General features: G+C 43.5%; 12 protein-coding genes. 9 read left to right on the plus strand and 3 right to left on the minus strand.

Annotation, left to right across the window (positions count from 1 at the left end; genetic code table 11):
- The first annotated feature begins 25 nt into the window (after positions 1-25).
- The 4 genes from J3P37_RS07085 (at position 26) to J3P37_RS07100 (ending at position 9,668) form a co-directional block, all read left to right on the plus strand.
- Positions 26-4,102, plus strand: a complete 4,077-nt coding sequence (locus tag J3P37_RS07085) for a hybrid sensor histidine kinase/response regulator transcription factor (protein ID WP_256010379.1) — start codon at positions 26-28, stop codon at positions 4,100-4,102.
- 112 nt (positions 4,103-4,214) lie between these two features.
- Positions 4,215-6,512 carry a right-handed parallel beta-helix repeat-containing protein gene (locus J3P37_RS07090; RefSeq protein ID WP_256010380.1) on the plus strand — a complete coding sequence of 766 codons (2,298 nt, stop codon included), beginning with the start codon at positions 4,215-4,217 and terminating at the stop codon, positions 6,510-6,512.
- Positions 6,513-6,532: 20 nt separating this feature from the next.
- Entirely contained in the window at positions 6,533-8,254 is a 1,722-nt protein-coding gene (locus tag J3P37_RS07095; RefSeq protein WP_256010381.1) for a glycoside hydrolase family 3 protein, read from the plus strand.
- A gap of 7 nt (positions 8,255-8,261) precedes the next feature.
- On the plus strand, positions 8,262-9,668 hold the full coding sequence (locus J3P37_RS07100) for an alpha-L-fucosidase (protein ID WP_256010382.1): 1,407 nt from the start codon (positions 8,262-8,264) through the stop codon (positions 9,666-9,668).
- Positions 9,669-9,728: 60 nt separating this feature from the next.
- On the opposite strand, the gene J3P37_RS07105 is transcribed toward J3P37_RS07100, so the two are convergent.
- Positions 9,729-11,984 (minus strand): GH92 family glycosyl hydrolase, encoded by a 2,256-nt coding sequence (locus J3P37_RS07105; protein ID WP_256010383.1) that lies wholly within the window; start codon positions 11,982-11,984, stop codon positions 9,729-9,731.
- A 243-nt stretch (positions 11,985-12,227) separates the two neighbouring features.
- Here J3P37_RS07105 and J3P37_RS07110 point away from each other — a divergent pair, with 243 nt between their 5' ends.
- Positions 12,228-13,334 (plus strand): glycoside hydrolase family 88/105 protein, encoded by a 1,107-nt coding sequence (locus J3P37_RS07110; protein WP_256010384.1) that lies wholly within the window; start codon positions 12,228-12,230, stop codon positions 13,332-13,334.
- A gap of 136 nt (positions 13,335-13,470) precedes the next feature.
- Complete coding sequence (locus J3P37_RS07115) at positions 13,471-14,631, plus strand: hypothetical protein (protein WP_256010385.1); 1,161 nt, start codon at positions 13,471-13,473, stop codon at positions 14,629-14,631.
- Positions 14,632-14,794: 163 nt separating this feature from the next.
- On the opposite strand, the gene J3P37_RS07120 is transcribed toward J3P37_RS07115, so the two are convergent.
- Together J3P37_RS07120 and J3P37_RS07125 are read right to left on the minus strand one after the other, a co-directional pair.
- On the minus strand, positions 14,795-16,918 hold the full coding sequence (locus J3P37_RS07120; RefSeq protein ID WP_256010386.1) for a TIM-barrel domain-containing protein: 2,124 nt from the start codon (positions 16,916-16,918) through the stop codon (positions 14,795-14,797).
- A 156-nt stretch (positions 16,919-17,074) separates the two neighbouring features.
- The gene (locus tag J3P37_RS07125) at positions 17,075-18,994 is read right to left on the minus strand and encodes a DUF5005 domain-containing protein (protein WP_256010387.1); all 1,920 of its coding nucleotides are present in this window, start codon (positions 18,992-18,994) and stop codon (positions 17,075-17,077) included.
- 267 nt (positions 18,995-19,261) lie between these two features.
- Here J3P37_RS07125 and J3P37_RS07130 point away from each other — a divergent pair, with 267 nt between their 5' ends.
- The 3 genes from J3P37_RS07130 to J3P37_RS07140 are packed head-to-tail and all read left to right on the plus strand — an operon-like array spanning position 19,262 to position 25,000.
- Positions 19,262-21,439 (plus strand): GH92 family glycosyl hydrolase, encoded by a 2,178-nt coding sequence (locus J3P37_RS07130; RefSeq protein WP_256010388.1) that lies wholly within the window; start codon positions 19,262-19,264, stop codon positions 21,437-21,439.
- Between the two features lie 23 nt (positions 21,440-21,462).
- Positions 21,463-22,599 (plus strand): beta-1,2-mannosidase, encoded by a 1,137-nt coding sequence (locus J3P37_RS07135; protein WP_256010389.1) that lies wholly within the window; start codon positions 21,463-21,465, stop codon positions 22,597-22,599.
- 43 nt (positions 22,600-22,642) lie between these two features.
- Entirely contained in the window at positions 22,643-25,000 is a 2,358-nt protein-coding gene (locus tag J3P37_RS07140) for an alpha-L-rhamnosidase-related protein (protein ID WP_256010390.1), read from the plus strand.
- Positions 25,001-25,048: the final 48 nt, after the last annotated feature.

Genomic DNA, 25,048 nt, shown 5'->3' on the forward strand with positions numbered 1-25,048 from the left:
ACTTTTGGCCTGAAAACCATTTAGGATGTCGGTAAGGAGCTTTTTTCATTTTATAACACTGATCATCAGCCTGAGTCCGCTTTATGCAATTGCAGGGCAGGCAAGGGCTGTTATAAGTCCGGGTGTAAGGTTCGACCAATATTTCAGCAATCATGGACTGCCGGATAACCGTGTAAGGAATCTTTATCAGGACAGCAAAGGATATCTTTGGGTGGGCACAATGAACGGCCTTTGCCGTTTTGATGGTTATGTGTTCAAAAAATTCTATAGTAACAAGGCTCCCGAAAGTATCACTGCAACCTGGGCTTATGCAATAGCAGAAGATGATAACTCTGATCTTTACATAGGCACCCGGTACGGATTAAGTAAATTTATAAGGAATAGTGAGAGTTTCGTATCCCTGGGGAAGGAGAACGGGGCCGGAGGACACCTGGATGGGCCGGTGAGTGCTTTACTCCTGAAGAATAAAAAACTGTGGATCGGAACGCCAAAGGGATTGCTGCAATTTGATCCTTCGACCGGCAAAAGTAGAAGGTTCGCCGCTCAACCATTAAATCTTGGTATTTCCAAAATCATCCCGTCCCGAGGCGACTATCTATGGCTCGGCACTGAGGAGGGCATCGTACGATTCAATACCACAACATCCCGGTTTCAGTTCTTTAAAATCAATATTCGGCCTAACCCTTATGGCGACAGGATCTGGTCATTGCTCGAGGACAATGAAACCCTATACATTGGCACCGGAGGTGATGGTTTACTTAAACTTCGGTTTGATGTTGGTGGAGGCAATGGTTTTGATTTTGAGAAGATTAAGATCTCTACGTCGAGTGGCCGAAGCCTTGGAGGAACCCAGGTTTTTGATGTGGTGAAGTCGGCCCGGGGCGACCTTTGGCTAGCTACAGAAGAAGGTCTTGGAAGGATAAAATATATTGAACGGGAGCTCGTTCTTGAGTATTTCACTAACAATTCCCTCGATAAAAACAGTATCAGCAATAACATTATCTATAAATTACTGATAGACCGTAATGGCATCCTTTGGTGCGGAACAGAATTGGGTCTTAACAAGTCAGATCTGAGTCTTCTTGCCTTTCAATACTTCACATTTAACGGTATCGGCTCGGCGGACATGGTTAGAAGTATAGCCTCTGCTGATGGAACGAATATATTTTTGGGAACCGCTAGTTCGGGGCTTTTTAAGTATAATACTAATACGGGAACCTCCTCGACCCTCCGCTATGGAGCCGGGAAGCTTCCGTTTAATGCCTTTCGTTCGCTATATATTAACGGCGGAGCCTTATGGGCAGGTACCCTCGGAGGGGCGTTCAGTATTTCAACGAGCGACATTGCGGCTCCTTCATCGCTTGTAAATGATCATGCGACATTTGCTACCTTAAGGGACTCCAAAGGCAATTTCTGGATAGGAACCAACAGGGGATTATATAAACTTGATCCGCAGGGGAAGCAGGTAGACCTTGGCGCCTCCAGGGATGTACCGCAAATTGTAAAAACAGGTTTTGTAAGGCAGATCTATGAAGATAAAAAGGGAGATATCTGGCTGGGTTTTGAAAATGGCGGATTGATGGTGATCCATTCCGGAAGTGGGAAGTTCGTTAAATTTGGTGATGGTGCGGCCCGGAAACGGTTGCTCGGAACCAATATTCTGGCTATTACTGAATATCCGGCCAATGTAATCTGGGTTGGCACTGAAGCCGGTTTGAACAAGATCAGTTTCAGTGGCCGGAACCGGGAAGTATTTACGATCAGGATCTTCAATGAAGAGGATGGCCTGCCTGATAAATCCATTAATGGCATCCTGGCATCGGATAAGGGGTTGCTTTGGATATCCACCATTAAAGGCTTAGCCCGCTTAGATGTCAAAAAGAACAGTTTTCAAACCTATCTTTCAAACGTGAACTTCAGCATTGGAAGTTGTTATAAAGTAAGTAGCAGCAAGCTGTTATTTGGAACCAGTAATGGTTTTATAGCTTTTAACCCCCAGGAAATTCCGGCAGGTGGAGATGGGCCCGTTGCAGCTATTTCGGAACTAAAGCTTTTTAACCAACCGGTTGAGATTGGTAAAATGTTTAATGATGATGTTATCCTTCATAAGGGTCTTTCATCCACAGAAGAGATTGAGCTGAATTACCGTAACAATGTATTTACCATTGGTTTTACAGCTTTGCATTACTCTAATCCCGAAGAGAATACTTATTCTTATAAGATGGAGGGCTTTGATGATCACTGGATCAGTGCAGATGCTTCTACGAGGGCTGCAACGTATACCAATCTGGATCCGGGTACCTATTTTTTCAAAGTAAGAGCGGCAAATTATATGAACAACTGGAGCCGGAAACCTGCTGTGCTTAAGGTTACCATTTTGCCACCTCCGTGGAAAACCTGGTGGGCCATCCTTCTCTATGTAGTTCTGTTTAACGTGCTTCTGTTGGTGTTGATCCGTTATGTCCTCATTCAATCGCGGCAACGACAGGAAATCGAATATCAAAAGGTAGAGAAGGAGCAGTTGAAGCGATTAAATGAAATGAAGGTGAATTTTTTCACTAATGTTTCACACGAATTCAGGACACCTCTAACTTTGATATCCGGGCCTGTTGAGGAGTTGATGCGTGCACCGGGTATTGGAAGTGAGGAAAGAAGTAAGGTGAGCTTCATTTATCGCAACTGTAAGAAACTTTTACAGCTCCTGGACGAGTTAATGACTTTCCAGAAGGCAGAACAGGGTATGTTGAAATTAAAGCTCGCCCCGATGAACATTTCGTCCTTTCTTCAAACCATCTATACCAATTTTCAGCCCCTTGCAGAACGTAATAAAGTTAGTTTCGGCTTTGATAATACTTTCGGCGACAGGATAGTGTCTTTCGATCCGGATAAGCTGGAGATGGTATTGAATAATCTTATTTCTAATGCCCTGAAATTTACACCCCAGGGCGGCGAAGTAAATCTGATAGTGGCCGAAGAGTTTGTGACCGGTGAACCTTCAGTCCAATATCTGTCAATTATCGTTGAGGATAATGGAAAGGGCATCTCTACGGATGAGCTTCCCTATGTCTTTGACCGCTTTTTTTCTGAACATAACCAAAAAGGAACCGGAGTTGGCCTGGCCTTAAGCAAAACATTGGTAGAGTTGCACAAGGGCAGTATCGATGCAGAAAGTACTCCCGGAAAGAAAACGATTTTCCGGGTGCGATTGCCGGTGAATGAGCAGACAGCATTACAGGCGACGCCAATTGATTATTTGCCAGGGTCCAACGTTTATACCGAAGAACAAAACCATGTTTCTGACGATACAGACATGACCGAACGGCCCCTAGAGCATAAGATACTGATCGTGGATGATAATAAAGAGATATTAGACTACCTGCAGTTGATGTTTACAGGACGTTACCGGATAACCCGGGCAATTAATGGAAAAGATGCGCTGGATAAATTGAAGGAAGAGGAACCTAACCTTATAGTGAGTGACCTGATGATGCCGCTTATGGACGGGAATGAACTTTGTTCTTTAATAAAATCGGATGTGAAAACAAGTCATATCCCATTTATTCTATTAACGGCGAAAGCTACTGACGAAGATAAGTTAAAGGGCCTTCATACAGGAGCCGACGACTATATCCCCAAGCCTTTCCATCCCGAAATACTGAAGGTAAGGGTGGAAAAAATGATAGAGGCGAACAAGCGCATCATTGAAAAATACAAGGGTGATGGTGTCATAATACCTAAAGATATTGCTAAGAATCCTCTGGATGAACAATTCCTGAAAAAGGTTTTGGATACAATAAATCAGAATATGAGCAACGATGATTTTTCTGTAGAGGATTTAGGGGAAGCGGTATTTATGAGCCGAAGCCACTTGTTTCGAAAGTTAAAGGCTTTAACAGGGCAAACGCCGATCGAACTGATTTACCAGGTCAGGATTAAACGCTCCATGGAGCTTTTGCTTGCACGGAAGCTTTCTATTTCTGAGATAGCTTATGAGGTAGGATTCAAAAATCCATCCTCTTTCACTTCGTCGTTCAAGAAGCAATACGGAAAATCGCCTAAAGAATATTTGGGCGATATACTGAAGGGCCAGAAAGATGCATAACGTGTTTGAAAGGTGCGTGTGGTCATTTGGAAATACTTTTTGCAACATTTCCGACAGGTAAAGTTCTGAATCAAAAATACATTTGCTACGCTTTATTAAACACACTAACCAAATGATACTAATTCCTGAAAGAAGGGCTAAACCAGTTTCCAAAATTAAGACTATTGTGCTTTCCTGCACCTTGGTTGCTGTACTGGGAGGGCCTTTATTTGGCCAGCAAAAAAAGACGACAAACCTGTATGTTGGTCCTAATGGAAGTGATAAGAATCCGGGAACACTTAGCGCTCCATTCAAAACGATTGAAGCGGCGCGCGATCATGTAAGAGCACTCAAGAAATCCCACAGACTTCCGGCTGGTGGGCTAAATGTAATTATAAAGAGCGGAGACTATATCATGCCGACAGGTCTGAAATTCGACAAGCAGGATTCCGGGACTCCGTCATCACCGGTTTCATACATCGCTGAAAAGGGTGCAAAGGTAAACTTAATCGCAGGAAAAGTTCTTAATTCAGCGTTATTGAAACCGTTAAGTACAACCGCGGCAAGAAGAGTTTATCCTGGTGTTGACAGGACCAATCTAGTGGAAATCGACCTGCGGGGTTTAAATTTGGTTAATGCATCTCGTTTTGCTCCTGCAAATTGCTTTTCAGACAGCTGGCACATTATCGACTTTTTTGCGAACGATAAACGGCAGCCTTTATCCCAATGGCCAAATCCGCAGGAGAATATCCGTAATAATAATGATCCGGGATGGGTTACCTGTAACGGGTCGCAGGGTAACAAAACTTTTTATTACGGGCCGGGTGGGAAACCTGAAGATGGAGAATACGTTAATGAGCTGGATCTTGATGGCTCAGGGCGATCTGCAAGATGGGCCTCTGCTATAGGAGACGGATATGAAATTTGGTTGAAGGGATTTTGGAGAGTTCCCTGGGAGCCTTTTACCATCAAGGTAGGAAACATCAGCACGAAAGAAAATACCATAACCCTGGCTGATGAACCAGACGGGGGAATGGGGTCAAAATACAGTCCGGTGGCGAACAAAGAGCCCCTTTGGCGCACTGGTCTGGGAAAGGAAAAATGGAGGGCAATAAATCTCCTGGAAGAGATAGACTATCCTGGAGAGTGGGCCCTGGACGTCAAAGATCAGAAGATATATTTTTATGCACCCTCTGATCCAAGGGCCCTGAGGCTTATGATCGCAGATTCTGACGAGCCGGTGATCCAACTTACGGAGGCTTCGAATATCAGATTTATCGGCTTAAATATTTCAGGTACAAGGGCTAACGGAGTTGAATTCATAAATTCCAGTCAGAATATCATTGCAGCTTGCACCATCTCCAATGTGGGTAGTGATGGTATTGTACTTAAAGGGGGGAAGAATAACCTGGTGCAAAGTAATGACATCTTTGAGACCGGAGGAGCGGGCCTGGTTGTGGCTAATTCCGGAGACCGTAAATCATTAGAGCCGTCGGGAGTGGTGCTTACAAACAATCATATTTACCAGATAGCTAAGCTTGCCTTCAAAGAAGCTATTCAGCTTGCTAATAGTGTTGCGATAAAGGTAAGCCATAATTTAATGCATGATATGCCTAAAAGTGCCGTCCGTACTGATATGGTAAACAATTGCCTTTTTGAGTATAATGAAGTGCACAATATTGCTATGGGCGAAAGTGACAATGGCGCTTTTTACAATTACGGAGGTTGGAGCACTTATGGTAATGTATACCGGTATAACTTTGTTCATCATATAAACCGTTCAAACGGGTTTTATTGCGATGATGGGGACAGCGGCGACAGGTTTTACAATAACATTGTTTACGATGCGATAGACGCCATTAAATTTGGCGGGGGACACCATAATATAGCCGAAAACAACCTGTTCATTCGCTGCAAAGATCAGGGTGTGGACGACCGGGGTATTTCCCGGAATTACCGGCTTGGTACTCACTACGAGGCACGGTTGCTGGAAATGAAACCATTTGAAGAACCATGGAAGTCGTATGGCAAAAAGCTTAAAGCCGAATATGGGTTGAAAGCCAATCTTTGGTCGGATATTTTAAGGGCTGCCTGGCATCCAGAGTATCCAAACGGCTGTGCGTTAGTTGATAATGTGTCGGTTCAGTGCGGCCCATACCTAAAGCCAAAGCATGGGGAGGTGACTATCAGTGGTAACCTCGAACTCCCATCGGTAAAAGATGCTGCATTTTATAATTTAAGCATGCTTGATCTTAGAACAGATAATCCGGAGGTCATTAAAAAAATTCCAAAGTTAAATTCGATTCTTCCGGCAACTGGGCTCCGGAAAGATTCGTACCGGACCACGGTACCGTCTAAAAGTGAGACCGGAGGTCTGGAAAACCGTGGAAAAGCGGGAAATGCATGGGATGAGGATCAACTCGTAAAATAAGCTATTTAATACATTATTCAATGAAATTTAGATTTACCATATATCTTTTGGTATTGGCCTGCGGCGCATTTGCCCAGCAAAAGAGGGAGAGTTCGGTAGGGGACTGGAAAAAGTTGAGCCTGAGAGAGAAGATCGGCCAGACGATGCTGATGCTTCCTGACAGGGAAGATGAACTGCGTCTAGGGGGCGGCAGTCTGGAGGGCTTTTTTAAAAACTATCCTGTGACCGGTTTTTTTATGGGCTGGAAACTCTTCGTAAATGTACCCGAGGATCAGAAAGTAAACCATTTGAAGAAGTCGCTCGTCGAATATCAGCAAGCAAGCCGGCTACCCCTGATCTTTCAGCAGGACTATGAAAACGGAATAGCGCTTCCTGGAATGACATCACTTCCAAGGGAAATGGCACTCGGGGCAGCCAACTCTACAACGCTTACGTATGATTACGGTACGAGCCTGGCCAGGGAAGCAAGATCACTAGGAGTAAAGTGGGTACTTCATCCTGTTGCAGATCTTAGCATCAATCCCCTGAACCCTATAGTAAATACACGCGGTATTTCGGACGATCCGGAGAAGGCTGTCAGGCTGTTGAGCAGGCAGCTCAAAGGCTTACAGGATAATGGCGTAGCTGCCACTATAAAACATTTTCCAGGCGATGGTATGGATAGCAGGGATCAGCATCTTACCACCACTACTAATTCGCTGAGCATGCCGCAGTGGAAGCAATATCACGGAAAAGTGTTTCAGGCATTGATCGATAGCGGGGTGGCAGCAATTATGCCCGGACATATTACTTTACCCGCCTACCAGAAAGAAAAGTTGAATGGGTTCTTTCCGCCGGCAACATTGTCCAGGGAGCTGCTTACTGATCTTTTGAAAAAAGATATGGGCTTCAAGGGGGTGATTGTGTCTGATGCAATGACCATGGGCGGTTTTCGAGGCTGGTATCCCAATCAGTTAGAAGGAGAGATCCAAAGTTTTCTTGCCGGGGTTGACGTCCTGCTCTGGCCTTCCTACGAATTTATGGATACGGTGGAAGCCCGGATAAAGCGTGGCGAAATACCGATAGCGCGTCTGGATGATGCTGTAAGCCGGATATGGGCGATGAAAAAGAAGTATGGGCTTCTTGATAAAAACAATCAACTTCTCCGCGAAATGACTAAAGAGGAGAAAAGCTTCGCCCAGTCTACTGCACAGGCGATAGCAGAAAATGCGGTGACGCTTGTGCGCGATCGTAATTCTGCTATTCCGATTGACTCAGCAAAAAGTAAGAAAATTTTGGTTATCGGGGTGACTACAGAAAGCCGTAAAGGTGGCGACGGAGGTCTTGAAGTGTTGAAGAACTTTGCTTCAGGTTTAACCAAAAAAGGCTTTGATGTTGATTTTCAACGTAACCTGCTGTATGAGACTCAGGGATGGACTGAAGATGTAACCTCCAGGTATGATAAGGTAATCGTTGCCGTTGTCCGCCAAACACATACGCCATTTGGTCCCCTTCAATTGTATGACGACGAAGCACAGACGGCGTGGGGTGTAAATGCAATGCCGAAAGATAAAGTCATAGTAGTTTCCTTCGGAAGTCCTTATCTTTTAAACGAATACTTTGAAAGAGTAAACACCTGCATTAATGCGTATTCAAATGGTCCGGAGATGCATAATGCGGTAATAAGAGTCCTCACAGGAGAGATACAGGCGAAAGGGGTATCACCTGTGATTCTTGAGCGGAAAAACCCTGAACTAAATTAAAGATCACATGAGAAAAAATAAGTTTTTAAATAACGCAGCACTAGTTATTTCTTTTTGTGCTATTTACCTTCAGACTGTCAAAGCACAAAATAGTGTGACAACAGAAAAACCAGTTTGGGTTAAAGAAACGGAAGCTCAAAAAGACAAGCGGATGGAGTGGTGGCAGGACGCTCGCTTCGGTATGTTTATACATTGGGGATTGTATTCTTCTGCTGCCCGGCACGAATGGGTGCAGAACCGCGAAAAGATAAGTGCTGAGAACTACAGGAAGTATTTTGATGTTTTCAACCCTGATCTGTATAATCCGCAGGAGTGGGCGAAAAAAGCAAAACAGGCAGGAATGAAATATGTGGTGATCACCACAAAGCACCATGAAGGTTTCTGTCTTTGGGACTCGAAATATACCGATTTCAAAGCAACGAAGAGTCCTGCGGGAAAGGATCTGTTAAAGCCTCTGGTGAATGCTCTAAGAGCTGAAGACATACGGGTTGGATTTTACTATTCATTGATCGACTGGAACCATCCTCATTTTCCGATCGACAGGAACCATCCTTTACGGGATGAAAAGAATGTTGCAGAACTTAACCGTAACCGGGATATTAAGAAGTATCAGCAGTTTCTGAAAGATCAGGTAACAGAACTGCTAACCCAATTTGGTAAAATAGATGAGCTTTTCTTCGATTACTCTTATCCAGGATCTAATGGAAAAGGCCAGCAGGATTGGGATTCTGAGGGCTTGTTAAAACTAGTGAGGAAACTTCAGCCTGATGTGATAGTAAATGACCGGCTGGATCTTAGTGAAACAAACTGGGGATGGGATTACAAAACACCAGAGCAGTTTATGCCTGCTAAATGGCCGTCTGTAAATGGGATAAATGTACCCTGGGAGACCTGCCAGACCTTCTCTGGTTCCTGGGGCTATCATAGAGACGAATATTCATGGAAGTCAAGCAGGCAGTTGATTACCATGCTGATAGAGACCGTTAGCAAAGGTGGGAACTTGCTGCTGAACGTTGGCCCTACGGCAAGAGGCCTTTTTGAAGAGAAGGCAAACGAAAGGCTCGATGATATAGCAAAATGGATGAAATTTAACGACAGGTCTATTTATGGATGTACGCAGGCACCAGACAATTTCGAAAAACCCGATAATTGTATACTGACGTATAATGCCGGCACTAAACGTCTTTATATTCACGTTCTTTCCTGGCCATTTAAGTCCTTGCATCTGAAAAATTATAAGGGCAAGTTCAGGTATGCTCAATTGCTGAATGACGCTTCTGAGATAAAATTTAGATACGATATCAAACCCGGAAGTCATACTACTGAAACAGCAGGTGAAAACGATGTGATCCTGGATCTGCCAGTGCAGGCTCCTGGTGTTGAAGTTCCTGTTATTGAACTTGTTTTGAACTAAGATATGGATATCGACAGCAAGTTGACAGCCCGCCTTCTACCGGATTATTCTTCGTTACAGTTAATTCGACTTATCGCTAAGTGAAGGCGGCGGATTCTTGCTTCCCCAGCGGCTGGGCTTATTTCCCATAACGAACTCAAGTGTTGCCCCGTTGATGATGTCGGCATGTCTGAACCAAGACTTCTTCCAGGACTTGCCGTTTAGCTTTGCCGATTGAATATAAATATTCTCTTTACTGATATTTTTTGACTTGATAGTCAGATATTTATTCGTAGATAATTTTACCGATACTTTTTTAAATAATGGTGCGGTAATCAGGTAAACGTCCTGACCAGCGTTGGGATAGAAACCCATTGCATGCATCGCATACCATGCAGACATCGCCCCGGAGTCGTCGTTCCCAGGCAATCCCCCTCTTCCGGTACTATAGCGCGTATTACGTGTTTGGTTAACTACAAAAGCGGTCCGGTCTTGCCTTCCTGCCCAAATATACAGGCAGGGCATTAAAAAGCCAGGTTCATTATTTACGTTGTAATACTGGTTCACAAAGAATGTATCCAGTCGGTTAACAAATGCATTTTTACCCCCTGTAAACTCCATAAGTTTTTTAACATCCTGCGGAACATATAAGGAATAGGTCCAGGTGTTACCTTCATATAAGAAGCCCGCAAATGTTCCATTTCTAAAAAAATCAAAATCATCTACCCAACTACCGTTCTTGTTTTTAGGCCAGATAAACCCTTTTGCTCCGTGATTGCTCAAAGGCCTCCAAATGTTTTGCCAGTTGGATGCTCTTTTTAAGTACTTTTCTGCATCTGCTGTCTTGCCCAGACCTTTTGCTAGCATGGCAATGGAAGCATCATTGGCAGCATATTCAACGGTCCTTGATCCGGCGATCGAAATTCCATAAGGAACGTAACCTAAGGATTTGTAAAGTTCGATTCCTTCTCGTCCTTCCTTTTTCGGTCTAAGGGGTTCTACCTCAGCATTTTTAACCATCGCTTCATAGGCCTTTGAATAGTCAATGTTTTTTAAGCCTTTTAAATAAGCATCAGTAATAAGCACATCAGAATTTGTACCTCCCTGAATTAATCCGTTATCGTTTCCACTTCTTGCGTCGGGCATATAACCTTCATGTTTATAAATATCAATCAGTGAGCGGATAATGTCTTCCTGCCTTTTTTGATCTAATAGGGTGATTAAGGGGTTCGACGCCCTGTACGTATCCCATATGGCATAAAAATCATCGTAATAGGGTTCGTCAGATTGCCATAATGGATTCTCCCCGGTCCGGTTTGAGGGCATCAAAAATACATGGTATAAGGCAGTATAAAACATTTTTTTATTGGCCTCATTATCGTCTTCAATTTGTATACGCTGCAGCAAATCAGTCCAGGTTTCCAAGGCTTCCTGCTTGACCTGCCCGAAGTCTTTTCCTCCAGATTCCAATGCCAGATTTTGCCTGGCTTTGGCACAGCTAATAAAGGAAATGCCCACTTTAGCTACAATTTGCTGTCCGGCAGATGTCTGGTAATTGAAAACTGCCCCGCATGCTGTTTTCGATTTTTGCGTGGCTGGCTTCACTTCCTTTTCATCAGATAATACCCCGTTTTTCCAGGTTTGGGATGAGGACGCCGGTGTATTGAACACTGCATGAAAATAAACAGTATAGGGAGCGCCCTCATTCCAACCTCCGGCTATAGTGCCAAAACCTTCAATCTCTGTATCAGAAAGGATCTTTATTCCCGAATTAATTAGTTTTTGAACGCTGCTGCCTTTCACAAGAAAAGAGGCTGCATCTATGAGTATGTGCGATTGGTTTGATTTCGGAAAGGTATAACGATGTAGTCCTACACTGTGGGTAGTGGTAAGTTCTACTTTGATGAAGGATTGACTTAATGTTTTTGAACTTTCTAATTTTTTTAAGGTTGCAGAATAATATCCAGGCATAGCCACTTCATCGCTAACCTCGCTTTCATGGGATTTAATATCCGCAGGCCCCAGGCCCGGCATCAATAGAATGTTACCATATTTGGCTCCTCCTCCGGTACCGCTCACATGAGTATGACTGAATCCATATACTGCTGATTTGCTTACATAACCTGAATTGTTATTCGGTGATTTTCCTTTTTTCATTTTTCCGTCAGGACTTAACCTGACCATCCCAAATGGCAGGGAAGGCCCTGGAAAAACATTTCCGGAATTTTCGGTTCCGATAAACGGATCAACATATTGCAATACGCTTTTTTGCGCTTGTGAACTGACTACCCAGCAAGTGAGCAATAAGATAAGTACAGGTCGATTGAGCTTATGCACGCTATTTAATTAGTTCGCTTATACTGGCAATATATCAGGAACTTAGATAGTAAATACGGGATATTTGAAACACATGTGCCGTGCTAAATGAACATTTGTTGATCTCTTTTAACTAAATTTTTTTGAAGTATTTAACATGCTGATCTGAAACAATACTCTGAATCTATTCTTGGGCGATGTAAGTACATTAGCTAGCAACAGTGCGATACACGTTGTTTGCACTTCCAGAAAATGACCATCACTATGAAGCGGATATCCTTCTTTCTGTTTTTAATAGGCTGTAGCCACATAGCCGCCGCACAGGTGAAAATACATAGCAAGAAATCTATTGTTAAGGTAATGAATAAGGTGGCAGACTGGCAAATCGATAGCATTAAGAATAAAGGTTGGCGGCATGCCACTGATGACTGGACGAATGCGGTTTTATATACTGGTTTAATCGCCTATGCCGATGAAACCAGCACCAAAAAAGTCTATTCATTTCTTAAGAAACATGTGGGCGATAAGCTGCGATATCAGTTTACAACGGACTCTAACCGGTATCATGCGGATTATTACTGTGTGGGTCAGCTTTATGCCTCGCTTTATGCAAAATACAAAGAACCTCAAATGATTGCAGGTCTTAAGGAATTAGCGGACACTTTGCTGCAAAGGCCACACACCGAATCCTTGTTATGGGTAAATAAAGTAGGCAGGAGAGAATGGGCCTGGTGCGATGCACTATATATGGCGCCGCCAGCCCTGGGAATGCTAGCCAAAGCAACGAAAAATGCAGCTTACCTGGAGCTGTGTGATACATTGTGGTGGAAAACCACTGACTATTTATATGATAAGGACGAACATTTATTTTACCGGGATAGTCGGTTTTTCGAAAGGAGAGAAGTCAATGGGCAGAAAGTATTTTGGTCCAGGGGAAATGGCTGGGTGATTGCCGGCTTAGCAAGGCTGATGACGATTATGCCTGAAACTTATTCTTCAAGAGCAAAATATGAGCAGCTTTTTAAGGATTTGGCTAAAAGGATAAGTACTTTACAGCAAGAAGATGGCACATGGAGAACCAGTTTATTAGATCCGGCATCTTATCCTTCGAAAGAAACCAGTGGAACTGCCTTTTTTTGTTATGCCATAGCATGGGGAATGAACAATGGTCTGTTAGATAAAAACACATATTTGCCAGTGGTAAATAGAGCCTGGTCCGAGCTGGTTAATTGTGTACATGCAGACGGAATGCTGGGTTTCGTACAACCCATTGGCAACAAGGCAAAAGCCGGGATCAAAGCTACGGATACTGAGGTTTACGGTGTAGGTGGTTTTCTACTTGCCGGAGCCGAGCTGCTAAAACTGAAATGAAAGCTGGTAGCTTTTCGATTTAAGCGTAGATCTTAGAAGCTTTGAATTCTGTGCGTGATAGGTTGTTTATCATGTAGAAACAGTATAAGTGTAGCGATATGTTCTTTAATTTCGTCATGTGTCTAAATATTTTTTAATGAGACACAATTTTTTTATACTCGCAATCCTTGTTGTTTTAACAGCATGTAAAAAAGATAATGGCCCTGGAAACGAACCAGAGGTGAAAGAACTTCAAGTGCTAGGTTGGTCACAGGCGAAAGATAATACTAATTTTGTGCCCACTTTATGGACGGGTGGCGGCCAACTTAAACGGCAACTTAGCTTCCTGCCGATTTTGAACGACGCACGTTATAGGATGGCATTTAGTTCTCAGCTGGAAGGTAAGCCGGTCTATTTTGGGATAGAAGATACCCAGTCTCCCTCAAACACAAAAGCAGTTATGTGGCAGGGAGCTGAAGGTGGCCTTAAAACGATTCTTTCTGAAAAGACCCTTCACCTAGTTCAACAGGAGCGTATTAATGGTTTCTCGGTGAATCCGCTTACCAATGACATCTATGTACTGGCATCTGACCGGGATTACTACTATTATTACGAGATCAGCGATGGCGGAAACAGTATCGTAAGGACTTCGGTGAATGCAGGAGCGCACGGAGAACCTGTTTATATCCAGGCAAGTGGTGCAGATATTCATTTGTTGACAGTCACGCAGATTTATAGCGATGCTGTGCCTGAAGGAAAAACAATCATTAGACATTTGAAAAATGATGTCCTCTATGCAACTTATGAGATAGCTCTTAATGAAGAGGAATATTTGTGGAATAACCTTTTTGTTGGTACTGCTACAATTGAAAATAATGTATGTCATTTATTGGCTGTTGCCGATCAGTCTCGTGATTATTATTATCTGAAGCTAAGTAAAGATGTGCCTGTTGTACAAAAGCCAATTCAGATTGATGGATATACACCTTCTTTTGGTTCAGAAACCGGAAGTATCACTTCAGGATCGGGAGTATTCGAGAATGGACATTTTTATTTAGCTGCGAGAAGAGATGCCAGGGATGTGGCTTGTCTGATAGTTGATGTGAGACCGGAAGCTCCCACTACCCGTAAAGTTGTGCTGGAAGCTCCACAATTATATACTACTTATACTGCGTTTAAGACTTATAAATATGGAGATGATATCTATATCAACGGAGTGGCCGACTCTTTTGGAGTTTACTGGAAGAACGGAAAGCTTGTTGTGCCTGATAACAACGGTTTGAACATGTCACGGATTGGCTACATTAGTTTTCAATAGGTTTTTTGGGTGATTTGGGGAAAGGGGGGAGCAACGGTAGCTTCTGGGAAGTACTTTTTTAAGCTATGTTGGTAATTCTAAGGAACCTATAGAAGTGGTCCTAACCTAAGGACGGCTAGATGGCCGTCCTTTGGTAATCAATGACTTCTCGTACTCATTTTCGCTAATTTGCCGGGACTGATATCTTGATCTTGTTACCTTTTTGAGGGTTACTATACATAATCCCCTTGGAGGTGACCAGCCCTATGCGGTAAACTTGATTAATCTTGCGTTTGCCGGCGATTTGTTTGACCGTGACCGTCAGATCAGATCCTTTCGTTTCTGCCTGGTAGTTCAATAGGGTATAGTCACCTTGGGTGTAGCCAAAGCCGTCTTTAGCATCGTCATAAAGTGATCCGGAAGCATTCCCTTTCTGGTCAGGATTAATAAGTAAGGTAATTTCCTCTGCATTGTATTCTTCAGTGCTTTGGAAAACTTTTCCGACCGGCACTATCGCACCTGCTCTTATTTTTATCTGAGCCTGATAGCCATCATCATAATCCTCGAGAGTAATATTGCGCCAGTTACCATTAGGTAACTTAACGTTTTTCGCCCAGCGGGGTACAATAATCAATTCACTGCCAAGCATAAAGGCTTCTTCCTCCGCACGAAGGGAAGGGTCCTTTACATCGGCAAAAAACAGAGGCTGCATGACTGGCATTCCGGAAACGGATGCCTCTCTAAACAAGGAATAAAGATAAGGCATCAGTTTGTATCTGCGGTTAATCGCGGTGCGTGATGCCCGCTCGGTTTTCTCTCCGAAGGCCCAGGGCTCCTGAGAGACGGTTTCGATGGAAGTGTGATTTCTGCAGAATGGATAGTATGCACCCAGCGCGATCCACTGACTAAATAATTCGGCACTGCAGTCGCCAGAAAATCCGCCGATATCCGGACCGCTGAATGGCTGGCCTGAAAGACCTAAATTGATGGACATCGGTATCGAGGTTTTCAGATGTTCGAAGGAAGACTTGTTATCTCCGGTCCATGTGGCGGCATAACGCTGTCCGCCAAGGAAATTTGATCTGGAAAGTACAAATGGTCTTTTACCTGGGTTCGCATCCAGAATGCCCTTACGGGTAGCCTGCACCATCATCATGCCGTAGATATTATGGTAGCGCAAATGCGGACCATCAGGGAAACTGTTGCCGCCTTTATGCATGTTATCCGGGGGCATTGATCCTTCCGGACCATTAAAAACCGAAGGTTCATTCATATCGTTCCACACTCCGTCTATCCCAAGGTCCATGAAATTTTTGTATAAAGACGACCACCAAGTTTGTACTTCCGGATTTATAAAATCTGGAAACACACATTGTTCTGGCCAAACTTTGCCTACGTATGGCTGGTTGCGGCTGTTCTTAATCCAATAGTTTCTTTCTTCGCCTTCATCATAAACTTCATAACCAGCTTGTTTCTTAACCCCCGGATCAATCATATAAACCGATTTTACATTTTTGCTGTGCAGATAATTATTAAGTTCCTTCGGATCCGGATAGCCCTTAGGGTCGAAGGTGAAGATTTTGAATTCGTCCATATAGTTGATATCCATCCATATCACATCAATGGGAATTTTCTTCGACCGGAAATTGTCGGCTATTTCTTTAACTTGTCCTTGCGGATAGTATGAAAAACGTGATTGCTGATATCCCAATGCCCACATCGGAGGGAGCTGCATAGTACCGGTTAGGCTTGCTAAACACTTAATTACTTCCTGGGGTGATTTTTTCTCAATAACAATTACTCTAAATGTCGGACCATCGCTGATGATCTGGATGGATTCGCCAAGTTTGATCTGCTGTTTCCACGTATGGTCTGCTAATATTCCGAAGGCGGTGCCCTCTTTTCGAACGCCCAGCACCCATGGGTGCGACTGATAGAGTCTTTCGCCATTAAATTGAAGATAATTTCCGTTATCTGAGTTCCATAAGGTAACGTTTTTACCGTTTCTGAGCAGACTACCTGTAACCTCACCGGTACCATACAGGTCAGTTCCAGGTTCGTATTTAATTTCTACTATGGATTTTCCTGCTATGGACTTGAACTCCGGGAGCAGCGTCCATTTTTCAGGCAGATCGTATTTCTTATGAAGTGTGTGGATGACTGCAGGAGAGGGGAGGGTTTGAACGGAATCAAAGTCTTTCGGATAGAAGACAGCTATGTCCTTTTCGACTCTAAACGACAGTTGAGCAAAGCTGTAGCAGAAGTAGAAATTAAATAAAAGAAGGACTAAGAACCGATTAGCTTTCATGCTTAAATTTGTTGATTATCAAATGATGAGGTTTGTAAATATTTATCAGGAAATTAAATGGTAATAATGCAGTAGAACACATGTTTATCCCGCTAATTTTAGAGGAGGGTTTTGTAATTCTATCTGAGCTTTCAAGGCTCAGATAGAATCAAAATATTATAATCCAAACATTTCGTACGGAATACGCACACCTTTTACCCTATAATAGTAGGGATCGTAGTTGCCGTCGCTTTCCTTTATCGCCCCGTCACCCGTATTCACGCAAGCGCCGAAATTGATGCTGTACGTTAGTAGTAACTCCCTTTTTCCGTTGTCTGCATGTGCATGTATCAATGGCGTATAAACTCTTGCATTAGAGCCTTTATAAAACTCGGTGAAATGGTATACCATTCTTTGATTAATAAAAGGACCTGTAGGACTTGTTGAAGTAGCGATGTACATTTTAAGGGAAGGAATATCACAATAAAATCCCTGCTCCATGGTCAGATGAATGTATTTGCCATTTAAGTAGCTTACAAAGTTAGTACCTTTGCCTTTGGCCACATGGGCGTTAGATACTATCGACGCAGTTGCTACCCAGGCATTTCCGTTCCAGAATGTCCAGTCCAGCGGGTTGTTTTGCGGATAGCGGGCAGTGTAAAGATATGTTTCAAATCCGAAACTATTAGGATCAGTTCTAGTTCCGAATACATAGACAAAACCGTCGTTGGCTTTCACCATTCCGGATGCATAACCAATAAGTTTTTCCGAAGCTGTCAACCCTGCCGGCGCCAGACGTTCTGTTTTCCAGTGATTTGCGGTAACAGGGCTAAGCTTAAACAAGGATTGATGATCGTCGTCGGTACCCAAACCTTGTCCTTCTCTGTTGTGAAGGTAGACATCATCACCGATTTGCACCCCTGCACCGGGCCAGCTCCAGGTTTTACCAGGGTATTTAGGAATGAGGTTCCCGATACCTCCATTTGCTCTTCCGTCAGCCGTCATCATTGGTGCAGCCGGGCTCCAGTTGGTGGCCGAAGGTTGAATGATAACCGAATTAGTGTAAGAAATGAAGTGGTTTCCAAAAAGGTTCCCATTAGGAGCCAGGGATCCCTGATACCAGGCATCCTGAGTTACCCAAAGCACTCGCCCGTCAGATAACGGAATACTATTGCCCTGATCGAAAGCCACCGAACCGGTTGTCCTGTTGAAGAAATTAGTTACATCTCCATCACGATAACTGTCATTTGGAAGCTTGGTTATTACCCATTTTTGTTTGTCGGCGTTTAATTTAGTTTCCTGCGTGATCTGTACATTGTTGCCATTTCCGCTCATGGTAAGAAAGAGTCCGTTAGCTTTATTAGAAATTTCATATTTCCCTTCCTGAGTAGATTCTTCGATTTTCCACAACTGCACATCGTTTGTATTCTTTAGCTCCCACTTCTGTTTTATCGGCAGACCAGCAGCGGAACCGTTTCCTGCATTTAAGAACAAGCCGCTAAACAGGTTTCTAATCTGATAATATTTCACACCAGCTACTGTGGAGTTGTAAATGATATGCCATTCCTGCCACCTGTTTAAGTTCTCGCCACTGCTGATCTCGGCCTCAGCAACATTCATTCCCGCGTTATCGAGATACTTTTCGTTAAAGTTACTGTTTCCTGTCACTTGCATCACCCTCGAGTTCACTGCGCTGGCAATACTATAAGTGGCATAGTCGGTGATGTTTGTTTCAAAGATCCTGAATTCAACTTCCCACTTTCTGCTTTGCCCTGAGGCAGCAGTAATAGTGTATGTAACAGTTTTATTTACCGATACATCAATAACTTCTCCCGATGCAGGACTGATAATTGCGTCGTCCGAAATTTCGATGATCGGCTTCAAGGCTTTGAGGTTGGCGTCCGGCTTTACCCTGACCAATACCTTATAGTTTTCATTTTCGGAGTAGATGCTCGCACTTCCATATTGGCCAGCCTCCAATGTGAAATTTTTGATCATCCTGCCGGGACTTGGTGGCTGAAGGTGATCTTTTTTACAAGAGATTATTAAAATAAAAGCTACAAAATAGAACAGGTTTCTCTTTATTAAAGCATTCATTGGTTTAATTATTTGGTTCAATCTTAGTAAGTGAACGATAAAGATATGCGTTAAAAAACGTTTTAGCAAGAGAGTCTGGAAAGAATTTTTTGTGGAAAATTTATTCGTTTATCAAAAAAAATGAGTTTGCGTGTTCACTGCTGGCTTTTTGCACACCGTTAAGCATCTAAAAAAAATATTCTATCAAATAAATTTTAAAGCGCATTTTAATAATTAGCTAAATCGTTTTATATTGCAGCCCATTTAAACCAAAAACATACTCTATACATGTGCATAAGGAAGATCACTTTGCTGCTACTAAGCGGCGTCGCACTAACGCAAATAAGGACTACAGCCCAGGAAAATAGCTACCCGCATAAGGTGAATACGCGAATTGGAACGGAGGGTAAAGGAGCCAGCGCTCATGAGGCTTACCTCGAAGCCGGCTATACTTTTCCCGGTGCGATGTATCCCTTTGGTATGGCTCAGTTTACACCAACTTTTTTTCATCCAAACAAGGGTTTTGTTATCAACCAAATGAGTGGTGCAGGTTGTGAGCATATGGGCAATTTACCATTATTGCCACTACCAGGTGAACTGAAATCTTCTCCTGAAGACATGTTGGGTTATAAGCCGGAGTTTAAAATAAGAAATGCGTATGCCGGTTTTTATGAGGTTCTTGACAGGGGAGGGGTAAACAGTGCGCTCACCGTAACCACAAGAACGGGTATGGGAAAGTTTGACTTTCCCGCTAATAACAGCGCCGCTTCAATTATTATTGGTACAGGTTTAAATGCCACTACTATGAAGGAAGCTAATGTGAATATTACAAGTAACAGAAGTTTTGAAGGTTTTGCGGATGGGGGCGCTTTCTGCGGCACTCCGGTTAGCTACCGTATTTATTTTGCAGCCGAATTTGACACAGAGGCCGCGGGTTTTGGAACTTGGCAAGGCGAGAAACTAAAAAGAGGTAACAGGCAGGAGACGCAGCCAGGTACAGGTATTTATTTTACGTTCAAAACTGCCGGAGGTAAAAGTGTACTATATAAAGTTGGCATTTCTTATGTGTCATTGGCAAATGCTAAGGAGAATTTAAAAACGGAAAACCCTGGATGGGACTTCAATAAAATAAAAAATTCGGCTATAGCAGCCTGGAATAAACAGCTGAGTAAAATTGAGGTAAAAGGTGGTTCACGTGATCGTACCACACAATTCTACACTCATTTGTACAGGGCGCTTGCTCACCCAAATGTTTTTAATGACGTTAACGGTGAATATATTGGCGGAGATAACAAGGTTCATCAGGCCAGGGGATTTAACTATTACACGGCTTTCAGCAATTGGGATACCTATAGAACGCAGACGCAATTGATCAGCATGCTGGCCCCGAAGGAAACATCGGATATGATGAAATCAATATTGCTGTTTGCTGAGCAAAGTGGTGGAGGTTTTCCTCGTTGGGTGTTAAACAGTACCGAAACGGGAATTATGCAGGGTGATCCGACTGCAGCTATGGTTTCGGTAGCTCATTCATTCGGCGCAAACGATTTCGATACACGGAAGGCCCTTCAGATTATGAAAAAAGGCGCCGAAGATCCATCGGCGAGATCCCAGGACCAGCTTACCCGGCCATTTCTAAAACAGTACCTTGAAAAAGGCTATATGAATGCCTCCATGATGCTTGAATATACTACTGCGGATTTCGCTATTGCTCAGTTCGCTAAACAAGCTTTGGCAGATGATGTAACCTACAAGCAATATTTAAAACGAGCTCAGAATTGGAAAAACCTCTACCATCCTGAAACCAAATGGCTAAACTCCAGGAATGAAAACGGAACCTGGAAAAAACATGACGAAGACTGGAGAGAAGCAAGCTATAAAAATTACTTCTGGATGGTTCCTTACAACCTCGGCAAACTGATCGATACAATTGGAGGCAAAGACGTAGCGGAAAAAAGACTAGACGAGTTTTTCGTAAGGTTGGATGCTTCATATTCGCAGGAATGGTTTGCGGCAGGAAACGAACCTGATTTTCAAGCGCCCTGGATTTATAACTGGACAAATGCACCATATAAGACGCAGGCTCTTGTAAAGCGAATTATCAGGGAACAGTATCGCAATAAAAATAATGGCTTGCCTGGCAATGATGATTTGGGGGCAATGGGTGCCTGGTATGTCTTTGCTAACATCGGTTTATATCCGGTGATCCCGGGAGTTGCTGGATTTTCGGTAAACAGTCCTTCCTTTAGTTCAGTGAAAGTCCATTTGAAAAATGGTACGATCGACATTCTGGGTGGTGATGAAAAGCTTGAATATATTGAATCCTTGAAACTGAATGGCAAGCCCTTAAACAGCACCTGGATAGAATGGGAGCATTTAAAGAATGGCGCCAGGCTTAATTTTAAGCTTTCTAATCAAATAAGTAAAACCTGGGGTACAAAAATAAGTCCTCCTTCTTACAATTAGACTACAATTAAACCATCACACGAATGAACCCTGTATTGCATTTCTTTTTGAGCCGTTCTGCCGCTGGGATTCTTGCCCTGTCGTTTTCGGTATCGGGCTGTGCCCAGACGACAACTCAAAGTATAAGGCAATGGAGTTTGGCGCCTTTTCTGCGGCCTGCGAATCCTCAGCCAATCATATCTCCTAATGCGAAATCAACTTTCCAGGATCCAATGAGCGGCAAAACAAGCTTTTGGGAGGCGAATGATACTTTTAATCCAGCAGCCGTTGTAAAAGGTGACAGTATATACGTGTTATACCGGGCCGAGGACAAAAGTGGTGTGGGAATAGGCGAACGTACGTCCAGGTTGGGCCTGGCATCCAGTGCTGATGGCCTGACCATGCAAACGAGGCCGGAGCCTGTGCTTTTCCCTGCGGACGATAGTCAAAAAGAATTCGAGTGGCCAGGAGGTTGCGAAGACCCACGCCTGGCAGTCACTGAAGATGGAACCTATGTGATGCTTTATACTCAATGGAACAAAAAAGTTCCCCGTTTAGCTGTCGCAACTTCAAGGGACTTAATCAGCTGGGATAAACATGGTTCTGTTTTCAGAAAAGCATATAACGGCAGGTTTTTCGATGTACCAAGTAAATCGGCTTCAATAGTAACTAGTTTGAAAAGTGGAAAGCAGGTCATCACGAGGGTTAATGGGAAATATCTGATGTATTGGGGCGAAAAGTTCATCAACCTCGCCACTTCGGATGATCTGATCAACTGGACGCCTGAGGTGGATACAAGGGGAGAACTTTCAGCCCTTGTTTCACCACGACCGGGCTATTTTGATAGTCAGCTCACCGAATGTGGCCCGCCGGCAGTACTCACGAAACAAGGTATTGTATTACTTTACAATGGCAAGAATGAGCCAGGCAAAAAAGGCGACGAAAAATACACAGCCAATACCTACGCCGCAGGGCAAGTTTTGTTCGATAAGAAAAACCCTGGTAAGGTGTTGGACAGGCTGGACAAGCCCTTCTTCGTTCCGCAGGAAAGTTTTGAAAAAAGTGGACAGTACCCCGCAGGGACTGTGTTTGTGGAGGGCTTAGTGTATTTTAAAGACAAATGGTTTTTGTACTACGGTTGCGCAGACTCCAGGGTAGGCGTTGCCATCTATAAACCCTAAATCCGCTTTATCGGGAATCAAAGATTAACTAATTAAGAAACAAATGATGAAGAACCGCCTTTACCTGTTTGTCTTATTCTGCAGCTGTTATGCTGCTCAGATAAGCAATGCTTTCAGCAATTTACGAGACAACAGACGCCCATGGAATGCTCAATGGATTGCGCCACAAAATGGTAACGGTACAGAGTATGGCGTTTTCTATTTTCGGAAAACTGTTGATTTGAAGGAAAAGCCCCATGTTTTTAAGGTACAGGTATCTGCTGATAACAGGTATAAGTTATATGTCAATGGGAAAATAGTTTCGATGGGGCCGGCCCGGGGTGATACTTTTTTTTGGAATTATGAAACTGTTGACATAGCGCCATATCTGATCGTAGGAAAAAATTCACTGGCTGCTCTCGTATGGAACGAAGCTCAATACCGGCCGGAAGCACAGATTTCGGTTCGTACCGCCTTCATCCTTCAGGGTAAATCGGAAGCGGAAGAAGTCCTGAATACGAATGATACCTGGAAGTGTATCAGGGACGAAGCTTATCAACCAGTCCCGGGCTACTTTTTTGCGGCCAGCAAAGGACAACTTGTTGATATGGCGAAAGCAGTTAAGGGAGATTGGACCAGCGTTCATTTTGACGACAGCAACTGGCCTAATGCCGCGAAATTATTTGACGGTAAACTAAAGGGGATGTCTGATGGCCTGGCCTGGCAGTTGGTTCCCTCCCCTCTGCCACAAATGGAACGGAGCTACCAACGTATCCCAAAAATGCGTATGGTAACAGGGATGAAAGTGCCTGCTGGATTTCCAGCTGAGAAAACTCCGGTTGCCATCCCCGCAAACAGTCTGGTTACCTTACTGCTCGATCAAACGTTTTACACGAATGCATATTTAACGCTGGACTTCAGTAAAGGGAAGGGAGCTGGAATTTCTATTGGGTATGCCGAAACTATGTACGATCAGGGAAGTAGTGAACTACGTAAAAGCGATAGAAACGACGTGCAGAACAAGAAATTCGTAGGCAGGATAGATAGCTTGCTTGCAGATGGAAGTGAACATCAGTCTTTTACTACACTTAATTACCGGTCATATCGCTATATCCGGTTGATTGTACAAACGAAAGATGAATCACTGATCATCGAGGATATCTACGGCACTTTTACGGGCTATCCCTTTAAGAAAAACTACGTTTTTCATTCGGCAGATCCGGAGATCAAAAAAATTCTAGACATCGGTTGGCGCACAGCAAGATTGAACGCTATGGAAACCTATATGGATTGCCCATATTATGAGCAATTGCAATATATTGGAGATACGCGCATCCAGGCCATGATATCTTACTACAATAGTGGTGATGACCGGTTAGCAAAAAATGCGATCAATTTGATAGACCGCTCACGTTTAGCAGAAGGGGTAACAATGAGCCGCTATCCTACACATAGTACCCAAATTATTTCCACCTTTTCGATGTGGTATATCGGTATGTTACACGATTATTGGATGTACCGCCCTGATGATGGTTTCCTTAAAGATAAACTGACAGGGCAGCGTGCAATTCTGGAGTTCTTCGCCAAACACCAGCAAGCTGACGGATCTTTGAAAGATTTACCTTACTGGCGGTTTGTTGACTGGGTTGGTGATATGGGCTGGGGACCAATGGGACCAAACGGCAGTGCGGCAATTTATGATGTACAGTTATTGCTGGCATATCAATGGGCTTCTGATCTGGAAAGAGCTGTTGGAATACCTTTTTACGCCGATTATTATGCCGGTAAAGCATCGCAATTAGCAAATACCATCAGAAAGAGGTATTGGGATGAACAGAGGAAGCTGTTTGCCGACACTGAAGAGAAAAAGGGCTATTCCCAACATGTGAATTCCCTGGCTATACTAGCTGGCATCGTTGATGCCGGGGATGTCGCCGCAGTGGGCAACAGTCTTGCAAATGATAAGAACTTAACTCAGTGCACCATCTATTTCAAATACTATCTGCATCAAGCCTTGGCTAAAGCAGGTTTAGGCAGTAACTTTATGAATTGGTTAGGGATTTGGAGAGATAACATCAGACTTGGCTTAACCACCTGGGCGGAAGATTCAAGTCTCAACACTGTTAGATCAGAATGCCATGCCTGGGGAGCAAGTCCCAATATTGAATTTTTCAGAATTCTGTTGGGGATAGATACTGATGCGCCAGGTTTCTCAAAAGTTAAGATCGAACCGCATTTAGGAACAATGACGAAGGTTGGCGGTGAAATGCCCCACCCGAACGGAAAAGTGTCTGTGAGTTACGAATTGAAGAGAAATAAATGGCAAATTAATATTGCTTTACCTCAATCTACAACAGGGAGGTTACTGTGGAAAGGCAAAACGTATGAATTGAAACCCGGACTTAACGCGCTGGTGGTTTAGAAAGCCGTACATATATACCACACACATAGCTACCTCATTCAAAGCGGT

The organism is Desertivirga xinjiangensis (genome assembly GCF_024436435.1).
In the GTDB taxonomy this organism is placed as follows: domain Bacteria; phylum Bacteroidota; class Bacteroidia; order Sphingobacteriales; family Sphingobacteriaceae; genus Desertivirga; species Desertivirga xinjiangensis.